This window comes from Brevundimonas sp. (assembly GCF_036732845.1).
GTDB lineage: Bacteria > Pseudomonadota > Alphaproteobacteria > Caulobacterales > Caulobacteraceae > Brevundimonas.
Genome location: NZ_DAINBO010000008.1, coordinates 28095 through 47163 on the forward strand (window position 1 = coordinate 28095; position 19069 = coordinate 47163).

15 protein-coding genes are annotated in these 19069 nt (G+C 68.8%); 12 read left to right on the forward strand and 3 right to left on the reverse strand.

Annotated elements, in window-relative coordinates:
• Nucleotides 1-75: 75 nt before the first annotated feature.
• Nucleotides 76-1065 carry a helix-turn-helix transcriptional regulator gene (locus V7D63_RS04580; RefSeq protein ID WP_333591080.1) on the forward strand — a complete coding sequence of 330 codons (990 nt, stop codon included), beginning with the start codon at nucleotides 76-78 and terminating at the stop codon, nucleotides 1063-1065.
• Nucleotides 1066-1094: 29 nt separating this feature from the next.
• Nucleotides 1095-2495, forward strand: a complete 1401-nt coding sequence (locus V7D63_RS04585; protein ID WP_333591081.1) for a hypothetical protein — start codon at nucleotides 1095-1097, stop codon at nucleotides 2493-2495.
• A 4-nt stretch (nucleotides 2496-2499) separates the two neighbouring features.
• On the opposite strand, the gene V7D63_RS04590 is transcribed toward V7D63_RS04585, so the two are convergent.
• Complete coding sequence (locus tag V7D63_RS04590; protein ID WP_333591082.1) at nucleotides 2500-3906, reverse strand: helix-turn-helix domain-containing protein; 1407 nt, start codon at nucleotides 3904-3906, stop codon at nucleotides 2500-2502.
• 151 nt (nucleotides 3907-4057) lie between these two features.
• On the opposite strand from V7D63_RS04590, the gene aceA reads away from it, so the two are divergent.
• Both aceA and V7D63_RS04600 read left to right on the forward strand, forming a co-directional pair.
• Nucleotides 4058-5335, forward strand: coding sequence for an isocitrate lyase (gene aceA, locus V7D63_RS04595; RefSeq protein WP_333591083.1), 1278 nt, complete (start codon nucleotides 4058-4060; stop codon nucleotides 5333-5335).
• A 20-nt stretch (nucleotides 5336-5355) separates the two neighbouring features.
• The gene (locus V7D63_RS04600; RefSeq protein ID WP_333591084.1) at nucleotides 5356-5565 is read left to right on the forward strand and encodes a hypothetical protein; all 210 of its coding nucleotides are present in this window, start codon (nucleotides 5356-5358) and stop codon (nucleotides 5563-5565) included.
• Nucleotides 5566-5571: 6 nt separating this feature from the next.
• Here V7D63_RS04600 and V7D63_RS04605 read toward each other — a convergent pair whose 3' ends face one another.
• A complete protein-coding gene (locus tag V7D63_RS04605; RefSeq protein ID WP_333591085.1) occupies nucleotides 5572-7875 on the reverse strand; it encodes an ATP-binding protein in 2304 nt (767 codons plus the stop codon).
• A 108-nt stretch (nucleotides 7876-7983) separates the two neighbouring features.
• Between V7D63_RS04605 and V7D63_RS04610 the strand changes: the two genes are divergently transcribed.
• From V7D63_RS04610 to phoB, 6 genes are all read left to right on the forward strand, one after another.
• Entirely contained in the window at nucleotides 7984-9408 is a 1425-nt protein-coding gene (locus tag V7D63_RS04610) for a sensor histidine kinase (protein ID WP_333591086.1), read from the forward strand.
• A 115-nt stretch (nucleotides 9409-9523) separates the two neighbouring features.
• The gene (gene pstC, locus V7D63_RS04615; RefSeq protein WP_333591087.1) at nucleotides 9524-10954 is read left to right on the forward strand and encodes a phosphate ABC transporter permease subunit PstC; all 1431 of its coding nucleotides are present in this window, start codon (nucleotides 9524-9526) and stop codon (nucleotides 10952-10954) included.
• Nucleotides 10947-12245, forward strand: a complete 1299-nt coding sequence (gene pstA, locus V7D63_RS04620) for a phosphate ABC transporter permease PstA (RefSeq protein WP_333591088.1) — start codon at nucleotides 10947-10949, stop codon at nucleotides 12243-12245. The genes pstC and pstA overlap by 8 nt, the downstream gene beginning before the upstream one ends.
• Before the next feature lie 37 nt (nucleotides 12246-12282).
• Nucleotides 12283-13077 carry a phosphate ABC transporter ATP-binding protein PstB gene (gene pstB / locus V7D63_RS04625; protein ID WP_333591145.1) on the forward strand — a complete coding sequence of 265 codons (795 nt, stop codon included), beginning with the start codon at nucleotides 12283-12285 and terminating at the stop codon, nucleotides 13075-13077.
• On the forward strand, nucleotides 13074-13799 hold the full coding sequence (phoU, locus tag V7D63_RS04630; RefSeq protein WP_333591089.1) for a phosphate signaling complex protein PhoU: 726 nt from the start codon (nucleotides 13074-13076) through the stop codon (nucleotides 13797-13799). The genes pstB and phoU overlap by 4 nt, the downstream gene beginning before the upstream one ends.
• Nucleotides 13800-13822: 23 nt before the next feature.
• A complete protein-coding gene (gene phoB / locus V7D63_RS04635) occupies nucleotides 13823-14515 on the forward strand; it encodes a phosphate regulon transcriptional regulator PhoB (protein WP_333591090.1) in 693 nt (230 codons plus the stop codon).
• Between the two features lie 139 nt (nucleotides 14516-14654).
• On the opposite strand, the gene V7D63_RS04640 is transcribed toward phoB, so the two are convergent.
• Nucleotides 14655-15563: an Hsp33 family molecular chaperone gene (locus tag V7D63_RS04640; protein ID WP_333591091.1), complete on the reverse strand. Its 909-nt coding sequence runs from the start codon at nucleotides 15561-15563 to the stop codon at nucleotides 14655-14657.
• 137 nt (nucleotides 15564-15700) lie between these two features.
• On the opposite strand from V7D63_RS04640, the gene V7D63_RS04645 reads away from it, so the two are divergent.
• Together V7D63_RS04645 and serA are read left to right on the forward strand one after the other, a co-directional pair.
• Nucleotides 15701-17107 carry an SDR family oxidoreductase gene (locus V7D63_RS04645; RefSeq protein WP_333591092.1) on the forward strand — a complete coding sequence of 469 codons (1407 nt, stop codon included), beginning with the start codon at nucleotides 15701-15703 and terminating at the stop codon, nucleotides 17105-17107.
• Between the two features lie 54 nt (nucleotides 17108-17161).
• Complete coding sequence (gene serA, locus V7D63_RS04655; RefSeq protein WP_442882112.1) at nucleotides 17162-19066, forward strand: phosphoglycerate dehydrogenase; 1905 nt, start codon at nucleotides 17162-17164, stop codon at nucleotides 19064-19066.
• Nucleotides 19067-19069 lie beyond the last annotated feature (3 nt).

The window sequence follows — 19069 nt, forward strand, 5'->3', positions numbered from 1 at the left end:
TCGTCGGTGTTCCGATGAGTGGACAATGCTGCGGCATTACGCCAAAATCGGACGTATCATTTCAGGGGCGCACGGATGCGGCACGACAAGGCGGCCATGGTCATCGAACTGGCGCGGCGCATGGCGGCCTCGGCCGAGGGGCTGACGCTAGACGAGATGGCGCGCGACATGGGCGTGGGCCGCCGCACGGCCGAACGGATGCGCGACGCGGTGTTGATGCTGTTTCCGTCGGTCGAGGAGGTGTCGGACCCGCCCAGCAAGCGCTGGCGCATCCGGGGCGGGCTGAACGGCTTTGAGCAGGCGCCGACCGCGACCGAGATGCTGGAGCTGACGAAGGCGGCCCAGGGGCTTCGCGCGGCGGGCGAACCGGCGCGGGCGGCGGCGCTGGAGGGGCTGGAGCGCAAGATCAAGGCGGCCATGCGCTCGGCCGCCCTGAACCGCATGGCGCCCGATCTGGAGGCTCTGGTGCGGGCCGAGACCATCGCCGTCCAGGCCGGGCCGCGCCCGACGGCGGACGAGACCATGCTGGCCGAGATCCGCAACGCCGTCCTGGCGCAGCGGCCGCTGGGCTTCCTCTATTCACGGCCGGGGGCCGAGCCGCGTCGGCGTGGCGTGGCGCCGTGCGGTCTGATGTTCGGACGGGCCAACTATCTGGTCGCCGCCGACCGCGAGACCGGCAAGATCCAGACCTTCCGCCTGGACCGGATGAGCGGGGTCGAGGCCCAGGAGGGGCACGCCCCGCCGCCCGCCGACTTCGACCTGGCGGCCTTCTCGACCCAGTCGTTCGGCATCTATCAGGACCAGATCGAGAAGGTCGAACTGTGCGTCACGCCGCAAGGCGCGGCCGAGGCGCGGGGGTGGCGCTGGCACCCGACCCAGACGTTGCAGGACAGGCCCGACGGATCGGTCATGGTGCGGTTCGAGGCCTCGGGCATGCGCGAGCTGGCCTGGCATCTGTTCACCTGGGGCGAACAGGTGGAGATCCTGGCCCCGGAACGGTTGAAAACGGTCATGGCCGAGGAATTGGCGGCGGCCGGCCGCGCCTTGGAGCGGTCACGAAGTTGAGCTGTCGTGGCGGGAAACAAGGGGGAGACATGCGCCGCATCCTGACCGTCCTGACCGCCGCCTGGCTGATCGGCTCGCCCGCCTTGGCCCAGGACCAGACGCCGGACACCATCGCCCGCGTCGCCGTGACCCGCGACGGCGCGTGCTGGACCGCGGACTATGACCTGGCGCTGGGCCGTCCGGCCTTCGCCTTCGTGGTATCGGCCCTGCTGCGCGAAGGGCGCAGACCCTGGCGGCCGGATCGCTGGACGGTTCAGACGCCGGGCGTCGAGATTGCGCGGATCGGAAACTACGACGTGCTGAAAAGCACCGACGGCCGCGACCTGCCGCGTCGCATCCGCATCGTCATGAGACCCATGGGCGGAGACCTGGAGGCCGAATATTCGCCGTCGCTGGTGTTCAGCGACGGCGCCGTGGCCCTGTTCAGCGAGCAGTTCGACCTGATCCCTCTGGACAGCGCCGAGGCGGCGCGCGACCTGCCGGCCGATCTGAACGGGGTCGAACTGCCCGGCGGCCTGACCGAGGCGACCTGGCGCGATCGGGCGGGACCGGTGCTGTTCCGGGGCGAACGCCAGGCCTCGGTCACGGCGGCGGATGCCGAGACCTATGTGCTGTTCGGCGGGACCGACCCCGACCAGGGCGAGGCCATCGCCGCCGTGGTCGATCCCAGCCTGCCCGCCTGGCTGAAGGAAGAGCTGGAGCGGTTCACGCCACAGGTCATGGACTATTACGCCGCCCACGTCGGCCCGCGCCGGGGCGACCGTCCGACGGTGATGGTCAGTTGGTCTGGTCCCGCCGACAACCTGTCCAGCATGGCGGGCAGCGTTCTGCCCAATCTGATCGTCATCGACTTCGAGGGCGAGGGGGTTCTGGAGCCTTCGCCCGAGGTGCTGGCGCGGGCGCGCTGGTTCTTCGGCCATGAGTCGGCGCATTTCTGGCTGGGCAGCCAGGGTCTGCGCTATGAGGTCGCCCGCGACGCCTGGATCACCGAGGGCGGGGCCGATGTCATGGCCGTGCGCGCGCTGGCGGCGCTGGACCCGACCTATGACGCCCGCGAGGAACTGCAACGCGAGATCGACGACTGCATCGACCTGACCACCGGAAAGTCCGTCGTCACGGCTGCGGGACGCGGCGAGCTGCGCACCAACTATGCCTGCGGCGCCGTATTCTGGCTGGTGATGGAGGCGGTGGCCGAAAAGGATGTGTTCGGGGTGCTGGCGGACCTGATCGCGGACAATCCCGAAGGGGTGCTGACCCGTCAGGAATGGCTGGATCACCTGGATCTGGTGTCGAACGACAGGTCGCTGTCGTACGACATCGATCGCCTGCTGGATCAGGGGGCCGCCGATCCCGCGATCCTGATCGCCAGCCTGCTGCGGCGCGCGGGCGTGGATTTCCAGATGGTCGCCGGCCAGCCGGAGCTGGATTGAGAACCTAGCCCGTCGCGAAGGGATAGGGGCTGATCGACTTGGCCCAGTCGTCGACGGCCAGGGGACGATCCATGGGCGGCGCCGCGCGCTCGGCGCACGGATGGCGCGGGCACAGGCGGCAGGCTGGGCCGATGGGCGTGATCTCGGGGTTGGAGAGGTCCAGCCCCCGCGCGTGGATCAGGCGATGGGCGTGGCCGATCTCGCAGCCCAGGCCGATGGCCAGGTCCTGGCCCTCGGTGAAGAGGTCCCGGCCCTGGCGGTCGATGGTGCGGGCCAGGGTGAACCAGCGGCCGCCGTCCGGCGTCTCGACGATCTGGGTGATGATCCGGCCCGGCGTCCTGAAGGCCGCGTGCAGCCGCCAGCGCGGGCAGGCCCCGCCGAAGCGCGAGAAGGGAAAGGCGCCCGCCGCGAACCGCTTGGAGACATTGCCCGCCTGATCGACCCGCATCAGGAAGAAGGGCACGCCGCGCGCTGCGGGCCGCGACAGGGTGGTCAGACGATGCGCCGCCTGTTCAAACGAGACGCCGAAACGCGCCTGCAATCGGGGCAGGTCGTAGCCGCTGTCTTCCGCCAGGGCGTGAAAGGCGCCGTAGGGCATCAGCACGGCGGCGGCCAGGGCGTTGGTCAGGGCGACCTTCAGCAGGGCGCGCGACGCTTCGGGCGGGGCGGCGGCCGCGATCACGGTCTCGATCTCGGCGGCGTGTTCGGCGGCGGCCAGTTGATAGGCGACGGCGAAGGCGCGTGAGGCCGGTCCCAGGGTCTCGGACAGCAACAGGCGGCGGCGATGGGGATCGAACCGGCGGGTCCATTCCACCATCACCTCTGCGGGCAGGGTGCGGACGCTCAAGCCGTGACGGGCCGTCAGGCGGGTGCGGGCGCGGGTCTCGAACGGTTCGCCCGGCGTCTCGGCCTCCAGCGCTTCGGCTAGGACCTCGCCCAGGGCGTCGAACTCCGGGAAGTGGTTTTTGCGCGCCTGCAGATACTCCCGGACCCAATCGGCCGGGCTGTCGGGATCGGGGGCGCCGCTGTCGCGCGCCCGACGCTCGGCGAAGGCGCGATACAGGCGCAGGAAGGCGTCGGACAGGGCGGGCTGGTCCTGGATCGCCTGGATCACCTCATGGCGGGGCACGGTCAGTCCCTGAAAGACCGGATCGGTCAGGGCCTCGTTCACGGCGGCCTCGGTGGCGTCGCCGCCCGCCGCCGTGAAGTCGCGCAGGTCGATGTCATAGGTTTCGGCCAGACGCAGCAGCAACTGGGCCGACAGGGGGCGTTGGTTGCGCTCGATATGGTTCAGATAGCTGGGCGAGACGCCCAGGTCGGCGGCCATGGCCGTCTGAGTCAGGGCGAGCTGACGCCGCAGCCGTTTCAGGCGTCCGCCCAGGAACAGTTTGTGATCCGTCTCCCCGCGCATATGGCGAGAATGTCATAATGTGACTAATCAAGACAAGTCATATTGTGACCAATAGACTTCTATTATGCCCTAGATGGCGGTGCGGATCGTGACTTCGTGTGGTCTGATCCTGGGACGAGGCGGCGTCGGCCGCTGTTCAGGAGCGACCGTCATGACCACCTTCGCCGATCTGGTTCCGGCCCCCATCGGGCGTTTCGACGGGATCGAGCGTCCCTACACGCCGGACGAGGTCCTGCGTCTGCGCGGTTCGGTGCCGATCACCCACACCCTGGCGGAACGCGGCGCCAATCGTCTGTGGGAGCTGCTGCATTCGGAACCCTATATCAACGCCTTGGGCGCGGTGACCGGCAACCAGGCCATGCAGATGGTCCGGGCGGGTCTGAAGGCCATCTATCTGTCGGGCTGGCAGGTGGCGGCCGACGCCAACACCGCCGGGGCCATGTACCCGGACCAGTCGCTATACCCGGCCAACGCCGCGCCTGAGCTATGCCGCCGCATCAACCGCACCCTGCAACGCGCCGACCAGATCGAACACGCCGAGGGCGGGGCCAAGCGCGACTGGTTCGTGCCCATCGTCGCCGACGCCGAGGCCGGTTTCGGCGGGCCGCTGAACAGCTTCGAGATCATGAAGGCCTTCATCGAGGCGGGCGCCGCCGGCGTTCATTTTGAGGATCAGTTGGCGTCAGAGAAGAAGTGCGGCCACCTGGGCGGCAAGGTGCTGATCCCGACCCAGGCGCATGAGCGCAACCTGATCGCCGCCCGTCTGGCCGCCGACGTCATGGGCGCCCCGACCCTGACCGTGGCGCGCACCGACGCGGAAAGCGCCCAACTGATCACCTCGGACATCGACGAGCGCGACCATCCCTTCATCGACCGCGACAACCGCACGCCCGAGGGCTTCTATCGCCTGAAGCCCGGCACGGGGTTGGACCACTGCATCGCGCGCGGCCTGGCCTACGCCAAATACGCCGACGTGCTGTGGTGGGAGACCTCGCACCCCGACCTGGACGATGCCCGCCGCTTCGCCGAGGCGATCCAGAAGCAGCATCCGGGCAAGCTGATGGCCTACAACTGCTCGCCCTCGTTCAACTGGAAGGCGCGTCTGGACGACGAGACCATCGCCAAATTCCAGCGTGAGCTGGGGGCCATGGGCTATAAGTTCCAGTTCGTGACCCTGGCGGGCTTCCACAGCCTGAACAACGGCATGTTCGAGCTGGCCAGCGGCTATCGTGATCGCGGCATGGCGGCCTATTCCGAGCTGCAGCAGCGCGAATTCGCCAATGAGGCCGCCGGTTATACGGCGACCCGGCACCAGCGCGAGGTCGGCACCGGCTATTTCGACGCCGTCGCCACCGTCATCTCGAACGGCCAGTCCTCGACGACGGCGCTGAAGGACTCCACCGAAACCGCCCAGTTCGCGGCGGCCTGAGCAGACAAGGAGACACGATCATGCAACCGCTGACCAACACCCAGGCCATCATCGACTTCTGCCTGGCCCCCTTGAGCCTGGACACCGGAACCGAGGCCGAACGCGAGGTGCGCCGCCGCATGGCCCAGGTCATCGGCACCTTCCAGCGCAAGACGGCCCAGCCGGTGGCCGTCGACTTCACCAACATGCCCAGCCAGGTCATCAACGAGGCCGCGCACGGCAACGAATAGGCCGCTTCAGGCGGCGGCGGACGCCCGATCCGTCGTCGCCGGCTCGGTCACCAGGGCCAGCAGTTCCGAGGTGTCGAACGGCTTGGCGACATGGTCGTCGGCCCCCGCCGCCTGGCCCGCCGCCACATGTTCAGGCAGGGCGTTGGCCGTCAGCATGACGATGCGGGCGCGCGGGCGGCCCTCGGCGGCCTCATGCAGACGCAGTTCGCGCGTGGCGGTCAGGCCGTCCATCACCGGCATCTGCATGTCCATCAGGACCAGGTCGAACTCTCCATCGCGGAAGGCCTGAACCGCCTGGGCGCCGTCTTCGACGGCGGTCAGCTCCACATCGGCGGCGGCCAGGACCAGTTCGACCACCTTGCGGTTGGTCGGATGATCGTCGGCCAGCAGGACGCGCAGTCCGCGACGTGACGGGGCGTCCGGGATCATGACCTCTGTTTCGACGGACGTGGGCGCGGGCGCTTCGACCTGACGCAGGGGCACGGTCAGGATGAAGGCCGAACCGCCGCCCAACTCGCTCTCGCAGTCCAGATCCCCGCCCATCATCTCGGCCAGTTGACGACAGATCGCCAGGCCCAGGCCGGTGCCGCCGAATTTGCGGGCGATGCCGCCGTCGGCCTGTTCAAAACGGGTGAACAGGCGCGCGCGCGTCTCAGGGTCGAAGCCGATGCCGGTGTCCTCGACGGTGAACCGCACGGTCGGCGCGCCGTCGCGGGCGGGTCCCGCCTCGGCCCGCAGGGTCACGAAGCCGGTCTCGGTGAACTTCACCGCATTGGACACCAGATTGGTCAGGATCTGCTTCAGACGCACCATGTCGCCCTGGACCCAGGTTCGCGCCTCGGCGGCGATGTCGACGGTGAAGCCCAGGCCCTTTTCGCGCGCCGAGGCTTCGTAAAGCTGACCGGCCTCCTGGACCGCGCGCGCCAGGTCGAAGGGGTCTTCGGTCAGTTGCAGGCGGCCGGATTCGACCCGCGCCAGATCCAGGATGTCGCTGAGCAAGGTCTGCAAGGTGTGGCTGGACGAGGACATCAGCGCCAGCATCTCATGCTGTTCCTCGCTCAATCCGGTGCGTTCCAACGCCTGGATCAGCCCGATCACGCCGTTCAGCGGGGTGCGGATCTCATGGCTCATATTGGCCAGGAACTGGCTCTTGGAGCGATTGGCTTGTTCGGCCGTGTCGCGCGCCTCGGCCAGGGCCTGGGCGTCGCGTTTCAGGTCGGTGATGTCGTTGACCACGGTCACGATGCCGCCGTCGCGGGTATGGCGATCCTGGACACGCAGCCAGCGGCCGTCGCCGATCTTCTGCTCGAAGCCGTTCATCGCGGCGCGCCGGGCGGCCATCCGCTCGGCGATCCATTCCTCCTCGCGCCCGCGCGCGTGCTCATACAGGTCCAGGCGGATGCCTTCGCGCAGCAGTTCGATGAAGGGCATGCCCGGCTTGAGGATGGACGCCAGTTCGGGGTTCACCTGCACATAGCGGGCGTTCCATAGGATCAGCCGGTCGTCGGCGTCGTAGAAGCCCAGGCCGTCGGGCATGGCGTCGATCGCCTCGCGCAGATGCCGCATGGCGCCGGTGCGCCACCAATAGGCGGCCGCCGCGACGGCGCCGCCGACGATGCACAGAAGCATCACCACGCCGATGGCCCAGGTCAGCATGTCGTCTCGGCTCAATCCCGACGAAACGGTCGTCGCCGCTTCGCCAGGCGAGATCCAGAAGCCGCTCATGGAGATGAGATACATGGCCATCAGACCGGCCCAGCCGCTGACGCCCGCGCTGATCGTGCCCCACACGTTGCCGGCCGATTGGAAGCGCACCGCCTCGATGCTGAGCGCCAGATTGACGGCGAAGCCCAAGGCCAGGGTCTCCATGCCCCAGTGAACCACGCCCGAGGTCCGCAGCGAGCCGACGGCCAGGACGTGCATCGCCAAAAGGCCCAGCGTGCGCACCACGACGGCCGCCAGCACTCGGCTGGGACTCATGGACAGGCCCGCTACGCGAGCCGCGACATGAAGGGCGGCGACGGCCATGACCAGGGCGGCCGTCATGCCGATGGGGTCATAGGTCACCGACGCCCCGACATCGAACGCCATCAAGGCGATGAACTGCGCGCCCCACAGGAGCAGGCCGCCGATGACCGATGCGACGGCTTCCAACCTTGTCGCGGCCAACGCCTGCCCGTCCCAGCGCGCCAGTCGGGCGCGATTGAACAACAGACGGGCGATGACGGCGCCCAGCAGGCACAGCAGGGACGCCGGGATCAGCGCCGCGAGATCGTGCTGGTATGCCAGGCTGATGGGCGCCCAATCCAAATGAAGTCTCCCGCGATCAGGCTGGCACTCTTGTCGCAAAGAGGTGAAAAAAGCGTGCGGAGGGGCGCAGCGGCGCCCATCGAAGATTCCTCGTCTCCAGGTCGCGCCATGCCTTACGAACAGTCGCCGTCGCCCGTCGCGCCCGCCACCGGGTCGCGGTTGTGGACGGTCGGCGCCAGCGGCGGGGTGGCGGTCCTGGTGCTGGTCTTGAGCGCGGTGCTGCACCGCGAGGCGGCGCCGCTGTTGCTGAGCGGGGCGGCGGTGACGGCGGTTCTGACCTGGCTGATCAATCGCGGCGCGCCGACCGCGGCGGCGCCCGCGGCCGAGACGGAGGCTCCGCCTGTGGTGGTCGAGGACGGGGAGGGGGCCTTGCTGGGTGCGGCCTTCGAGGCCCTGGAGGATCCGGTGCTGATCGTCGGCGGCGGCGAGGCCGACGACATCGCCGGCCGCCGCGTTCTGCTGGCCAATGCGGCGGCGCGGGACCTGTTGCGGTTGCAGACGCGGGGCGGCCTGCTGCTGTCGGCGATCCGCGACCCCTCGGTTCTGGAGGCCGTGGACGAGGCCCTGTACGGCGGGCTGGATCGCGTCACCGACTATACGCCCGGCGGCGCGCGCGACCGGCGTTGGCGCGCCTTCAGCCGCCCCCTGCCGCCCAGCGGCGACGGCCAGCCCCTGGCCCTGCTGCTGCTGCGCGACGAGACCGACGCGCGGCGCATGGAGATGATGCGCGTCGACTTCCTGGCCAACGCCAGTCACGAGCTGCGCACGCCCCTGGCCTCGCTCAGCGGCTTCATCGAGACGCTGAAGGGGCACGCGCGTCAGGACGATGCGGCGCGCGAGAAATTCCTCGACATCATGTCGGCCCAGGCTGAGCGGATGGGACGGCTGGTCGCCGACCTCCTGTCGCTCAGCCGCATCGAGCTGAACGAACATATTCCGCCGTCGGGCCGGGTCGATCTGGCCCGTGCGGCGGCCGACGTCATCGACGCGGTCAGCTTGCTGGCGCGGGAACGGGACGTGACCATACGGCTGGACGGCGAGGCGGCGGGCGTCGCCGTCGTCGGCGACCGCGACGAAATCATTCAGGTGATCCAGAATCTGGTCGACAACGCCGTCAAATATTCACCGCCCGGCGCGACGGTCGATCTGACCGTCCAGCGGGGTCTCAGCGCCGAGACCGTGGCCGCCGCCCCGCCCGACGGCCTGGCCCGTCTGCCGCTGGTGACGCCCGATCACGAGGGCGGAACTGCCTATGCCGCCGTCACCGTGCGCGACCGCGGGCCGGGCATGGCGCGTGAAAACCTGCCGCGTCTCACCGAACGTTTCTATCGCGTCGAGGGCCAGAAGAGCGGACCCAAGGAAGGCACCGGCCTGGGCCTGGCCATCGTCAAACACATCGTCAACCGCCACCTGGGCGGCCTGGCGGTGGCCAGCGCGCCGGGCCAGGGCACGGCCTTCACCGCCTGGTTTCCCATGGCCAAGACGCCGGCCAAAGACCTGGAGGCCGTGCTGGCGGAGCCGCCCGCGCCGTAACAGAACTGTCATGGCCCCGTCTTATTCCGCTGACCAATCACGGGCAGTTATCGCCGCGAGTTGAACGGGCGAATCCGGCCGACTCGCGGTTTGGCGCGCGGCGCCGTGGATTTCGATGACCTGGCTTCTTCCTCTGATCCTGTTGCTGGCCGGCGGCCTGGCCTATGCGGGCGGACTGGCGCTCGCGCGCCGTCGCGGCCGGGATCAGAACAGCCATTCGCGGCCCAGCCAGCATGCGGCCCTGGCCCTGATCTGGGCGGTGGTTCCGGCCCTGATCGTTCTGGTCGTCGGCCAGATCGCCCTGCCGACGGTGACGTCGGGCCTGATCGAGGCGCGAGAGGCGCCCGCGGTCGCCGAGCTGGAGCCTTTCCGCCGCGCCGCCTTCTATAGCGACGCCCGCCGCATCGGCGCGGGCGAACAGGCCCAACAGATCTGGCCCGCGCCCCTGGCGCAGGAACTGACCACCACCGGCAAGCGCATCGTCTGGGTGCGCGACGGCCTGACCCTGGCCCTGGCCGCCGCCGTCGCGGCCGCGTCGCTGTTGGGCGGTCTGTTCGCCTTCGCCCGCATCCGGCCCGGCTTTCGCGCCCGGAACAAGGTCGAGACCTGGATCGCCGTGGCCCTGTTCGCCTGTTCGGCCATCGCCGTTCTGACCACGGTCGGGATCATCGCCTCGCTGGTCTATGATTCCTGGCGCTTCTTCCAGTCGGTGCCGATCACCGAATTCCTGTTCGGGACCAAATGGAGTCCCCAGATCGCCATCCGCGCCGATCAGGTGGGGTCGTCCGGCGCCTTCGGGGCCGTGCCCCTGTTCGCCGGGACGCTGCTGATCATGTTGATCGCCATGCTGGTGGCCGGGCCGATCGGCCTATTCTCGGCCATCTATCTGTCGGAATACGCCGGGCCGAAGACGCGGGCGACGGTCAAGCCGCTGCTGGAGATCCTGGCGGGCGTGCCGACCGTGGTCTACGGCTTCTTCGCCGCCCTGACGGTGGGACCGGCGCTGCGGGTCTTCTTCAACACCATCGGCGGGTGGCTGATCGGCGGGCCGCTGGACGGGCTGGGGCAGTATCTGGCCCTGGTGCAGAACCAGATGGCCCTGACGGCCGGGGCGGTGATGGGCATCATGCTGATCCCCTTCGTCTCGTCCCTGTCGGACGACATCATCAACGCCGTGCCGCAGTCGCTGCGCGACGGCTCCCTGGCCATGGGCGCGACCAAGTCCGAGACCATCACCCGGGTGCTGATGCCTGCCGCCCTGCCGGGCGTGGCCGGAGCCTTCCTGTTGGCCGTGTCGCGGGCCATCGGCGAAACCATGATCGTGACCATGGCCGCCGGCCTGGCCGCCAATCTGACCTTCAATCCGCTGGATACGGTGACCACGGTGACGGTGCAGATCGTCACCCTGCTGACCGGCGATCAGGAGTTCAACAGTCCCAAGACCCTGGCCGCCTTCGGCCTGGGCCTGACGCTGTTCCTGGTGACGCTGAGCCTGAACATCGTCGCCCAGCGCATCGTCGCCGCCTATCGGGAACAATATGACTGACGCCGCCGACATGACACCGGCCGCGTCGACGCCGATGCGGGACCGCCTGGCCGCCGGGCTGAAGCGCCGCCATGCGCGCGAGGCGCGGTTCCGCTGGTACGGACGGCTGGCCATCATCGCCGCCCTGGCCTTCCTGGCCCTGCTGCTGGGCCGGATCGTCAGCCAGGGCTATCACGCCTTCTACACCCACACCGCCGCCGTGCCGGTCTATCTGGACCCGGCGTGCATCGACCGCGGCTACCCGGCGGGCACGAATTTCGAGCAGTTGACGGCCGAGCAACTGCTGGCGCGCTGGCGCATCGCCGACGACGCCCAAGGCTCCCAGGCCCAGGCCATGAAGGCCCTGTTCTCGTCCGAGCTGAAATTCCGTCTCGCCGAATTGGTGACGAAGCGGCCCGGCCTGATCGGTCAGACCGTGCCGGTCACGGCGCCGCTGTCAGACGACGCCGACCTGTATCTGAAGGGCGAGATCCGCCGCGACGTGCCGTCGGATCAGCGGCGTCTGTCCGACCAGCAACTCGACTGGCTGGACCGGCTGAAGGCCGAGGGCGCCGTTTCGGCGCGCTTCAACAAGGCCCTGTTCCTGAACGGCGATTCGACCCAGCCGGAACTGGCGGGCGTGCTGGGGGCGGTGGTCGGTTCGGCCCTGATGCTGTTGGTGACGGCCCTGATCGCCATCCCCCTGGGCGTCGGCGCGGCCGTCTATCTGGAGGAGTTCGCGCCGCGCAACCGGCTGAGCGAGCTGATCGAGGTCAACATCAACAACCTGGCCGCCGTGCCGTCGATCGTCTACGGCCTGCTGGGCCTGGCCCTGTTCATCAACTGGATGCACCTGCCGCGGGCCAGCCCGCTGGTCGGGGGGCTGGTTCTGGCGCTGATGGCCCTGCCGACCCTGATCATCGCCACCCGTTCGTCGCTGAAGGCGGTGCCGCCGTCGATCCGCGAGGCCGCCCTGGCCATGGGCGCCAGCCGCACCCAGGCGGTGTTCGGCCACGTCCTGCCCCTGGCCATGCCGGGGGTGATGACCGGCGCCATCATCTCCATGGCCCACGCCCTGGGCGAGACGGCGCCCCTGCTGCTGATCGGCATGATCAGTTTCGTGCCGGGCGTGCCGATGGCGATCGACCAACCGGCGGGGGCTTTGCCGTCGCTGATCTACATCTGGGAGAACGCCTCGGAGCGGGCGTTCCACGAACGCACGGCCGCCGCGATCATGGTCCTATTGGCCTTCATGATCGTGATGAACATGGCCGCGATCATCCTGAGGCGGCGCTTCGAGCGTCGGTGGTAAGCCCATGAACAACCCCATCTATCGCGCCGCGGACGGCATGGAATCGGGAGCCTCGACGGCTTCGCGCGTCGCCGCGCCGGTCAAGATCGCCGCCCGTGACGTCTCGGTCTTCTATGGCGACAAACAGGCGCTGTTCGACGTCAGCCTGGACATCCAGGACAAGACGGTCACGGCCCTGATCGGCCCGTCCGGCTGCGGCAAGTCGACCTTCCTGCGGACCATGAATCGCATGAACGACACCATCGCCGACGCGCGCGTCACCGGCCGCATCGAGATGGACGGCCAGGATGTCAACGACCGCTCGGTCGATCCGGTGCTGCTGCGCGCCCAGGTCGGCATGGTGTTCCAGCGGCCCAATCCCTTCCCCAAGTCGATCTGGGAGAATGTCGCCTACGGTCCCAAGATCCACGGCCTGACCAGCTCCAAGTCCGAGCTGGACGACGTGGTGCAGAGCGCCCTGAAACGCGCCGGCCTGTGGGACGAGGTCGCCGACCGATTGCAGGCCTCGGCCACCGGCCTGTCGGGCGGCCAGCAGCAGCGTCTGGTCATCGCCCGCGCCATCGCCGTGAACCCGGAAGTCATCCTGATGGACGAACCCTGTTCGGCCCTGGACCCCATCGCCACGGCGCGCATCGAGGAACTGATCGACGAACTGCGCGAGCGGTTCTGCATCGTCATCGTTACCCATTCGATGGCCCAGGCGGCGCGGGTCAGCCAGCGCACGGCCTTCTTCCACATGGGCCGCCTGGTCGAGGCCGGAGACACCGAAGAGATCTTCACCAACCCGCGCGAGCGTCGCACGCTCGACTACATCACGGGTCGTTTCGGATGAACCAGCACACCGTCAAGGCCTATGGCGACGAGCTGAACCAGATCACGGCCGAGGTCGCCCGCATGGGCGGTCTGGCCGAGGCCCAGGTCGCCGACGCCATCGAGGCCGTGGCCCGCCGCGACGTGGCCCTGGCGCGCGCGGTGATCGAGCGGGACGCCAAGCTGGACGCCTTTCACCGCGACATCGAGCGCAAGGCCATCCGCCTGATCGCCCTGCGCCAGCCGGTGGCGTCGGATCTGCGCAAGACCCTGTCGGCGATGAAGCTGGCGGTCGATCTGGAGCGCACCGGCGACCTGGCCAAGAACATCGCCAAACGCGGCCTGGTGCTGGCCGAGGGCGAGCCGATGCAGGTTCTGACCCGCTCCATCGAGCGGATGGGCAAGCTGGTGTCCAACCGCCTGCGCGACGTGCTGGACGCCTATACGGCTTCGGAAGTCGATCGCGCCATCGCCGTCTGGACCTCGGACGACGAGGTGGACGAACACTACAACAGCCTGTTCCGCGAACTGCTGACCTACATGATGGGCGACCCGCGCACGATCGGGGCCTGCACCCATCTGCTGTTCATGGCCAAGAACCTGGAGCGGATCGGCGACCATGCGACCAATATCGCCGAAACCATCCACTATGAGATCACCGGCGAAGAGATGATGGGCGAACGCCCGCGCTTCACGCCGCGCCCCGGCGACGACGCGCCTACCCCGACCCTTCCGGTCGTCTGAACTAGAGCTTCGGAGACACAGCCGTGCAGCCCTACATCCTGGTGATGGAAGACGAGGACGCCCTGTCCACCCTGCTGCAATACAACCTCGAAAAGGAGGGCTACGACGTCACCGTGGCCGCCGACGGCGAGGAGGGGCTGGTCCAGGTCGACGAACGGGTGCCCGATCTGGTGCTGCTGGACTGGATGCTGCCCAAGGTGTCGGGGATCGAGGTCTGCCGCCGCCTGCGCGGGCGGCCCGAGACGCGCAACCTGCCGATCATCATGCTGACCGCGCGCGGCGAGGAATCCGACCGCGTGCGCGGCCTGGACACCGGGGCCGACGACTATCTGACGAAGCCGTTCTCTATGGTTGAGCTGATCGCGCGGATGCGGGCGGTGCTGCGCCGCATCCGGCCGGGCCTGGCCGACGACCGCATCACCCATGGCGACATCGTCATCGACCGCGTCGCCCATCGCGTGCGCCGCGCGGGCCAGGAGGTCCATCTGGGACCGACCGAATTCCGCCTGCTGGACCACCTGATGCAGCACCCCGGCCGGGTGTTCAGCCGCGAACAGTTGCTGGACGCGGTCTGGGGCAGCGACGTCTATGTCGAGGCCCGCACCGTCGATGTGCATGTCGGCCGCCTGCGCAAGGCGCTGAACATCGACGGCACCGTCAACCCGATCCGCACCGTGCGGTCGGCGGGGTATTCGCTGGACCTGGGCGGGCGGTAGGCGAAAATCCTCCCCAGCGAAGCGGGGGAGGGGGACCACGAAGTGGTGAAGGGGGCGACCACAGACACCGGCGCTTGAACTTGCCCCCTCCACCGCCTTCGGCGGTCCCCCTCCCCCATGTCATGGGGGAGGATTAACCTCAGGCCGGCTCCGCCTCGCTCGGCTCCAACTCATAGACCTTCGAGCAGTATTCGCACGTCACGCGGATCAGGCCGTCGTCCTCGACCATGTCGGCCCGATCCTGGGCCGAGAAGGCCTTCAGGGTCGAGGCGATGCGGTCGCGCGAGCAACGGCATTCGGCGCGCAGGGCGCGGGCGTTCTCCAGCCGCACGCCGTCCTCGTGGAACAGACGGAACAGCAGGGTCTCGGGCGTGATGGTCGGGTCCAGGATCTCGTCGTCGGCCAGGGTGGCGAACAGGGCGCGGCTGCGGTCCCAGGCCTCGACCGTGTCGCCGCGCGCATCGTCGGCGGCGATGATCTGGATCATGGCCCCGCCCGCGCGCCAGCTTTCGCCCTCGGCGGTGGCGACGCGGCCGACGGCCAGGCGCACCTTGGTCGGCACCTGTTCGGACTGTTCGAAATAGTGTTCGGCGCACAGGCTCAGGCTTTCGCCCTCGATCGGCGTCATGCCCTGGGTGCGTTCAAAATCGGCGCCGCGATCCAGGGTCATGACGAACACGCCCTTGCCCAGCAACGTCTGGGCGCCCGGCCGGGCGAAACCGGTCGAGACGGCCGCGACCTCGTCGGCGTCGTAACGGCAGAAGCCGCGCAGGGTCCCCGAGGTGTCATAGTCGGCCACGACATAGCGCACCGGCCCGTCGCCCTGGGCCTGGACGATCAGACGGCCCTCGAACTTCAGGCTGGAGCCGACCAGGGCCGCGAGGGCGCAGGCTTCGCCCAGCAGGCCGGCGACCGGCTCGGGATAGGCGTGGGCCGACAGGATTTCATCCACGGCGGCGCCCAGGCGGACCAGACGGCCGCGCACGGGCCAGCCTTCGATCTGGAAGGCGGCGGCCAGGTCATCGGTCAGGGGGCGGGCGTCGGTCACGAGGACTCCGGGGGATGGAAAATCGGAAGCGGCCTAGATAGGCGCCCGCTTCGTCCATGGTAAGGGGCGTGTGCGAACCGGAGGAACCCGGGCGTCCGGCGCCCCGTTTCGGAACCGAACTGAAGGCCCAAGACGACATGACCAAGGCGCGACTGAAACCTCTGAACCAACAGGCCATGGTCATCACCGGGGCGACGTCCGGCATCGGCCTGGCCACGGCGCGGCGGGCGGCGCGGGCCGGGACCTGCGTCTTCCTGATCGCGCGCGGCGAACAGGATCTGAAACGTCTGACCGAGGAGCTTCAGGCCGAGGGTGCGCGCGCCGCCTATGCGGTGGCCGACGTCGCCGACTATGACGCCCTGGCCGAGGCGGCCGAGAAATGCCGTCGGCTGTTCGGCGGCTTCGACACCTGGGTCAACAATGCCGGCGTGTCGATCTACGGCCCGATCCGCGAGACGACGCTGGAGGACCAGCGGCGGCTGTTCGAGACCAACTACTGGGGCGTGGTCAACGGCTCGCTGGTGGCGGCCGAGCATCTGCGCGAGCGGCCGGACGGCGGGGCCATCGTCAATGTCGCCTCGATCCTGTCCGACGCGCCGGTTCCGGTTCAGGGCGTCTATTCGGCGTCCAAACACGCGGTGAAGGGGTTCACCAACGCCCTGCGCATGGAGCTGATGCGCGAGCAGGCGCCGATCACCCTAAGCCTGGTCAAACCCTCGGCGGTGGACACGCCCTACAGCAAGCATGCCCGCAATCTGACCGGCCACGCTGTGCACCGTCCCCAGCCGGTCTATGCGACCCATGTGGTGGCCGACACCATCCTGTACTGCGCCGTTCACCCGATCCGCGAGATCACCGTGGGCGGGGGCGGGCGGCTGATCGCCAGCTTCTATTCGGCCCTGCCGGGTCTGGCGGAGCCTCTTTTCGCCCGGTTCGCGCCTTCGCTGATGCGGGATCGTCATTCCGCCTATCAACCGTATGACGACGGGCTTTACGACCCGACCGAGGACGGCCTGGACGAAGAGGTTCACTATCCGATGGTTCGGCAGTTCAGCCTGCTGGCCGAGGCGCGCAAACATCCCGGCGTGACGGGCGGCGCCCTGGCCCTCGTGGCGCTGACGGCCCTGGCGGTGGTGCTGTTGAATCAGCGCGGCGGCCCGACGCGGCTGGAGCGGATTCGCGGCCGGTTCGACCCGCGCGGCTGGATCGACGCCGACGATTTGCGCGACCGTTTCGGCGGTTTCGCCGACAGTCTGCGTCATGGCCTGGACCAGGCGGGCGACCGCGCCTCAGGCCTCGGCGAAGAGGCGCGGAACCGTTCCAGACGCTGGTGGCGCGATGCGCAAAGATCGTCGCACAAGATTATGAAAAAGAACAGAAAATCTGCACGTTTCCATGCCCGTGAGGCGAGCGATTACGCCCGGGATCACGCCAAGGAGGGGGGCGCCATCCTGGCCCTGGCCGCTATCGCGGCGGCGATCGGCGCGGCGGCGCTGGACGCTCGGCGGCCGGACAGCCGACTGCGTGGTCTGACCCGTCAATGATTGATCGACCCTAAGGCGGTTGCTGCGACTGCGAAGGTGGGCCACGCTGCGGCGATGACCGCCCGACCCGCCGCCCGACCCGCCTATGTCTTCGACTTCGATTCCACACTGGTCCGCATCGAGACGCTGGAGGCCCTGGCCGATCTGGCCCTGGCCGGCACGCCGGACGCCGATGCGGTGCGCGCCGAAATCACGCGCCTGACCGATCAGGCCATGTCCGGCGAGATCGGCTTCGGCGAGGCGCTGCGGCGACGCCTGGGCATGCTGCCGCTGACCCGCGCCCACGTCGACGCCCTGGCCGAGCGCATCCTGGACGAGGGGGCGCCGTCGGTGCGCCGCAACCGCCAATGGTTCCTCGACAACGCCGACCGGGTGGTCATCGTGTCGGGCGGCTTCCGGGAAGTGATCGCGCCGATCGCGGCCCGGCTGGGCGTCGCATCCGACCGGGTGCTGTGCAACGACCTGCGCTACGATTCCGAGGGCCGGGTGACGGGCGTGGACGACGCCAATCCCCTGTCGCGCGCGGGCGGCAAGATCGAGGCGATCCGCGCGCTGAACCTGCCCGGCCCGGTGGTCATGGTCGGCGACGGCTGGACCGACGCCGAGGTCAAACAGGCGGGCGCCGCCGACCGCTTCTACGCCTTCACCGAGATCGCGCGCCGCCCGCCGGTCATGGCCGTGGCCGACGCCGTGGCCGCTTCCATAGACGAACTGCTGCACGCCGAGGGCGAGAAGGGCCGGTTCAGCTATCCGCGCAGCCGCATCCGCATGCTGTTGCTGGAGAATGTGCATCCCGCCGCCGTCGAGCGGCTGGAAGAGGCGGGCTACACCGTCGAGACCGAGACCGGGGCGCTGGATGAAGACGCCCTGATCGAACGCATCAAGGGCGTGCACGTGCTGGGTCTGCGCTCCAAGACCCAGGTCAGCGAACAGGTGCTGGCCGCCGCCGACAAGCTGATGGCGATCGGCGCCTTCTGCATCGGCGTGAACCAGATCGACCTGGCCGCCGCCGCCGCGCGCGGCGTGGCGGTGTTCAACGCGCCCTATTCCAACACCCGTTCGGTGGTCGAGCTGGCGATCGGGGTCATGATCGCCCTGATGCGCGACGTGGCCGACAAGTCGGCGGCCATGCACCGGGGCGTGTGGAACAAGTCGGCGACGGGCGCCAAGGAGCTGCGCGGCAAGACGCTGGGCATCGTCGGCTACGGCGCCATTGGCTCGCAACTGTCGGTCCTGGCCGAGGCCTTGGGCATGCGGGTGGTCTTCTTCGACCTGTCCGAGCGGCTGGCCCTGGGCAATGCGCGCCGGGCGCGGTCACTGAACGCCCTATTGGCCGACAGCGACGTGGTCAGCCTGCATGTCGACGGGCGGGCCGAGAACGCCGCGCTGATCGGCGCGGCCGAGTTCGCGGCCATGAAGCCGGGCGTGCTGTTGCTGAATCTGTCGCGCGGCCATGTGGTCGATGTCGACGCCCTGGCCCAGGCGGTTCAGGACGGCCGGATCGGCGGCGCGGCCATCGACGTCTTCCCCGAGGAGCCGCGCACCAACGCCGACCCGTTCGACAGCCCGCTGACGGGCCTGCGCAACGTCATCCTGACCCCGCACATCGGCGGCTCGACCGAAGAGGCGCAAGAGGCCATCGCCGAGTTCGCGGCCGAGCGCCTGCTGGGCTATCTGAACCGAGGCGACACCACCTTCTGCGTCAACCTGCCGAACGTGCAATTGGCGGATGTTTCGGGCGGGCACCGCATTCTGCACATCCACCGAAACCAGCCGGGCGTGATGGCCGAACTGAACCAGGCGCTCAGCGCGGCGGGGCTGAACATCCTGGGCCAGCATCTGAAGACCGACGAGCGCACGGGCTACGTCATCACCGACGTCGATCGCGATTACGACCCAGAGGCCCTCAAAGCCTTGAAAACTGTGGCCGGAACGCTGCGCTTCCGCCTGTTGCATTGAAAG

Coding starts and splice junctions, on each gene's coding strand:
- V7D63_RS04580 (WP_333591080.1), top strand. CDS start 76: ATGCGGCACGACAAGGCGGCCATGGTCATCGAACTGGCGCGGCGCATG.
- V7D63_RS04585 (WP_333591081.1), top strand. CDS start 1,095: ATGCGCCGCATCCTGACCGTCCTGACCGCCGCCTGGCTGATCGGCTCG.
- V7D63_RS04590 (WP_333591082.1), bottom strand. CDS start 3,906: ATGCGCGGGGAGACGGATCACAAACTGTTCCTGGGCGGACGCCTGAAA.
- aceA (WP_333591083.1), top strand. CDS start 4,058: ATGACCACCTTCGCCGATCTGGTTCCGGCCCCCATCGGGCGTTTCGAC.
- V7D63_RS04600 (WP_333591084.1), top strand. CDS start 5,356: ATGCAACCGCTGACCAACACCCAGGCCATCATCGACTTCTGCCTGGCC.
- V7D63_RS04610 (WP_333591086.1), top strand. CDS start 7,984: ATGCCTTACGAACAGTCGCCGTCGCCCGTCGCGCCCGCCACCGGGTCG.
- pstC (WP_333591087.1), top strand. CDS start 9,524: ATGACCTGGCTTCTTCCTCTGATCCTGTTGCTGGCCGGCGGCCTGGCC.
- pstA (WP_333591088.1), top strand. CDS start 10,947: ATGACTGACGCCGCCGACATGACACCGGCCGCGTCGACGCCGATGCGG.
- pstB (WP_333591145.1), top strand. CDS start 12,283: ATGGAATCGGGAGCCTCGACGGCTTCGCGCGTCGCCGCGCCGGTCAAG.
- phoU (WP_333591089.1), top strand. CDS start 13,074: ATGAACCAGCACACCGTCAAGGCCTATGGCGACGAGCTGAACCAGATC.
- V7D63_RS04645 (WP_333591092.1), top strand. CDS start 15,701: ATGACCAAGGCGCGACTGAAACCTCTGAACCAACAGGCCATGGTCATC.
- serA (WP_442882112.1), top strand. CDS start 17,162: ATGACCGCCCGACCCGCCGCCCGACCCGCCTATGTCTTCGACTTCGAT.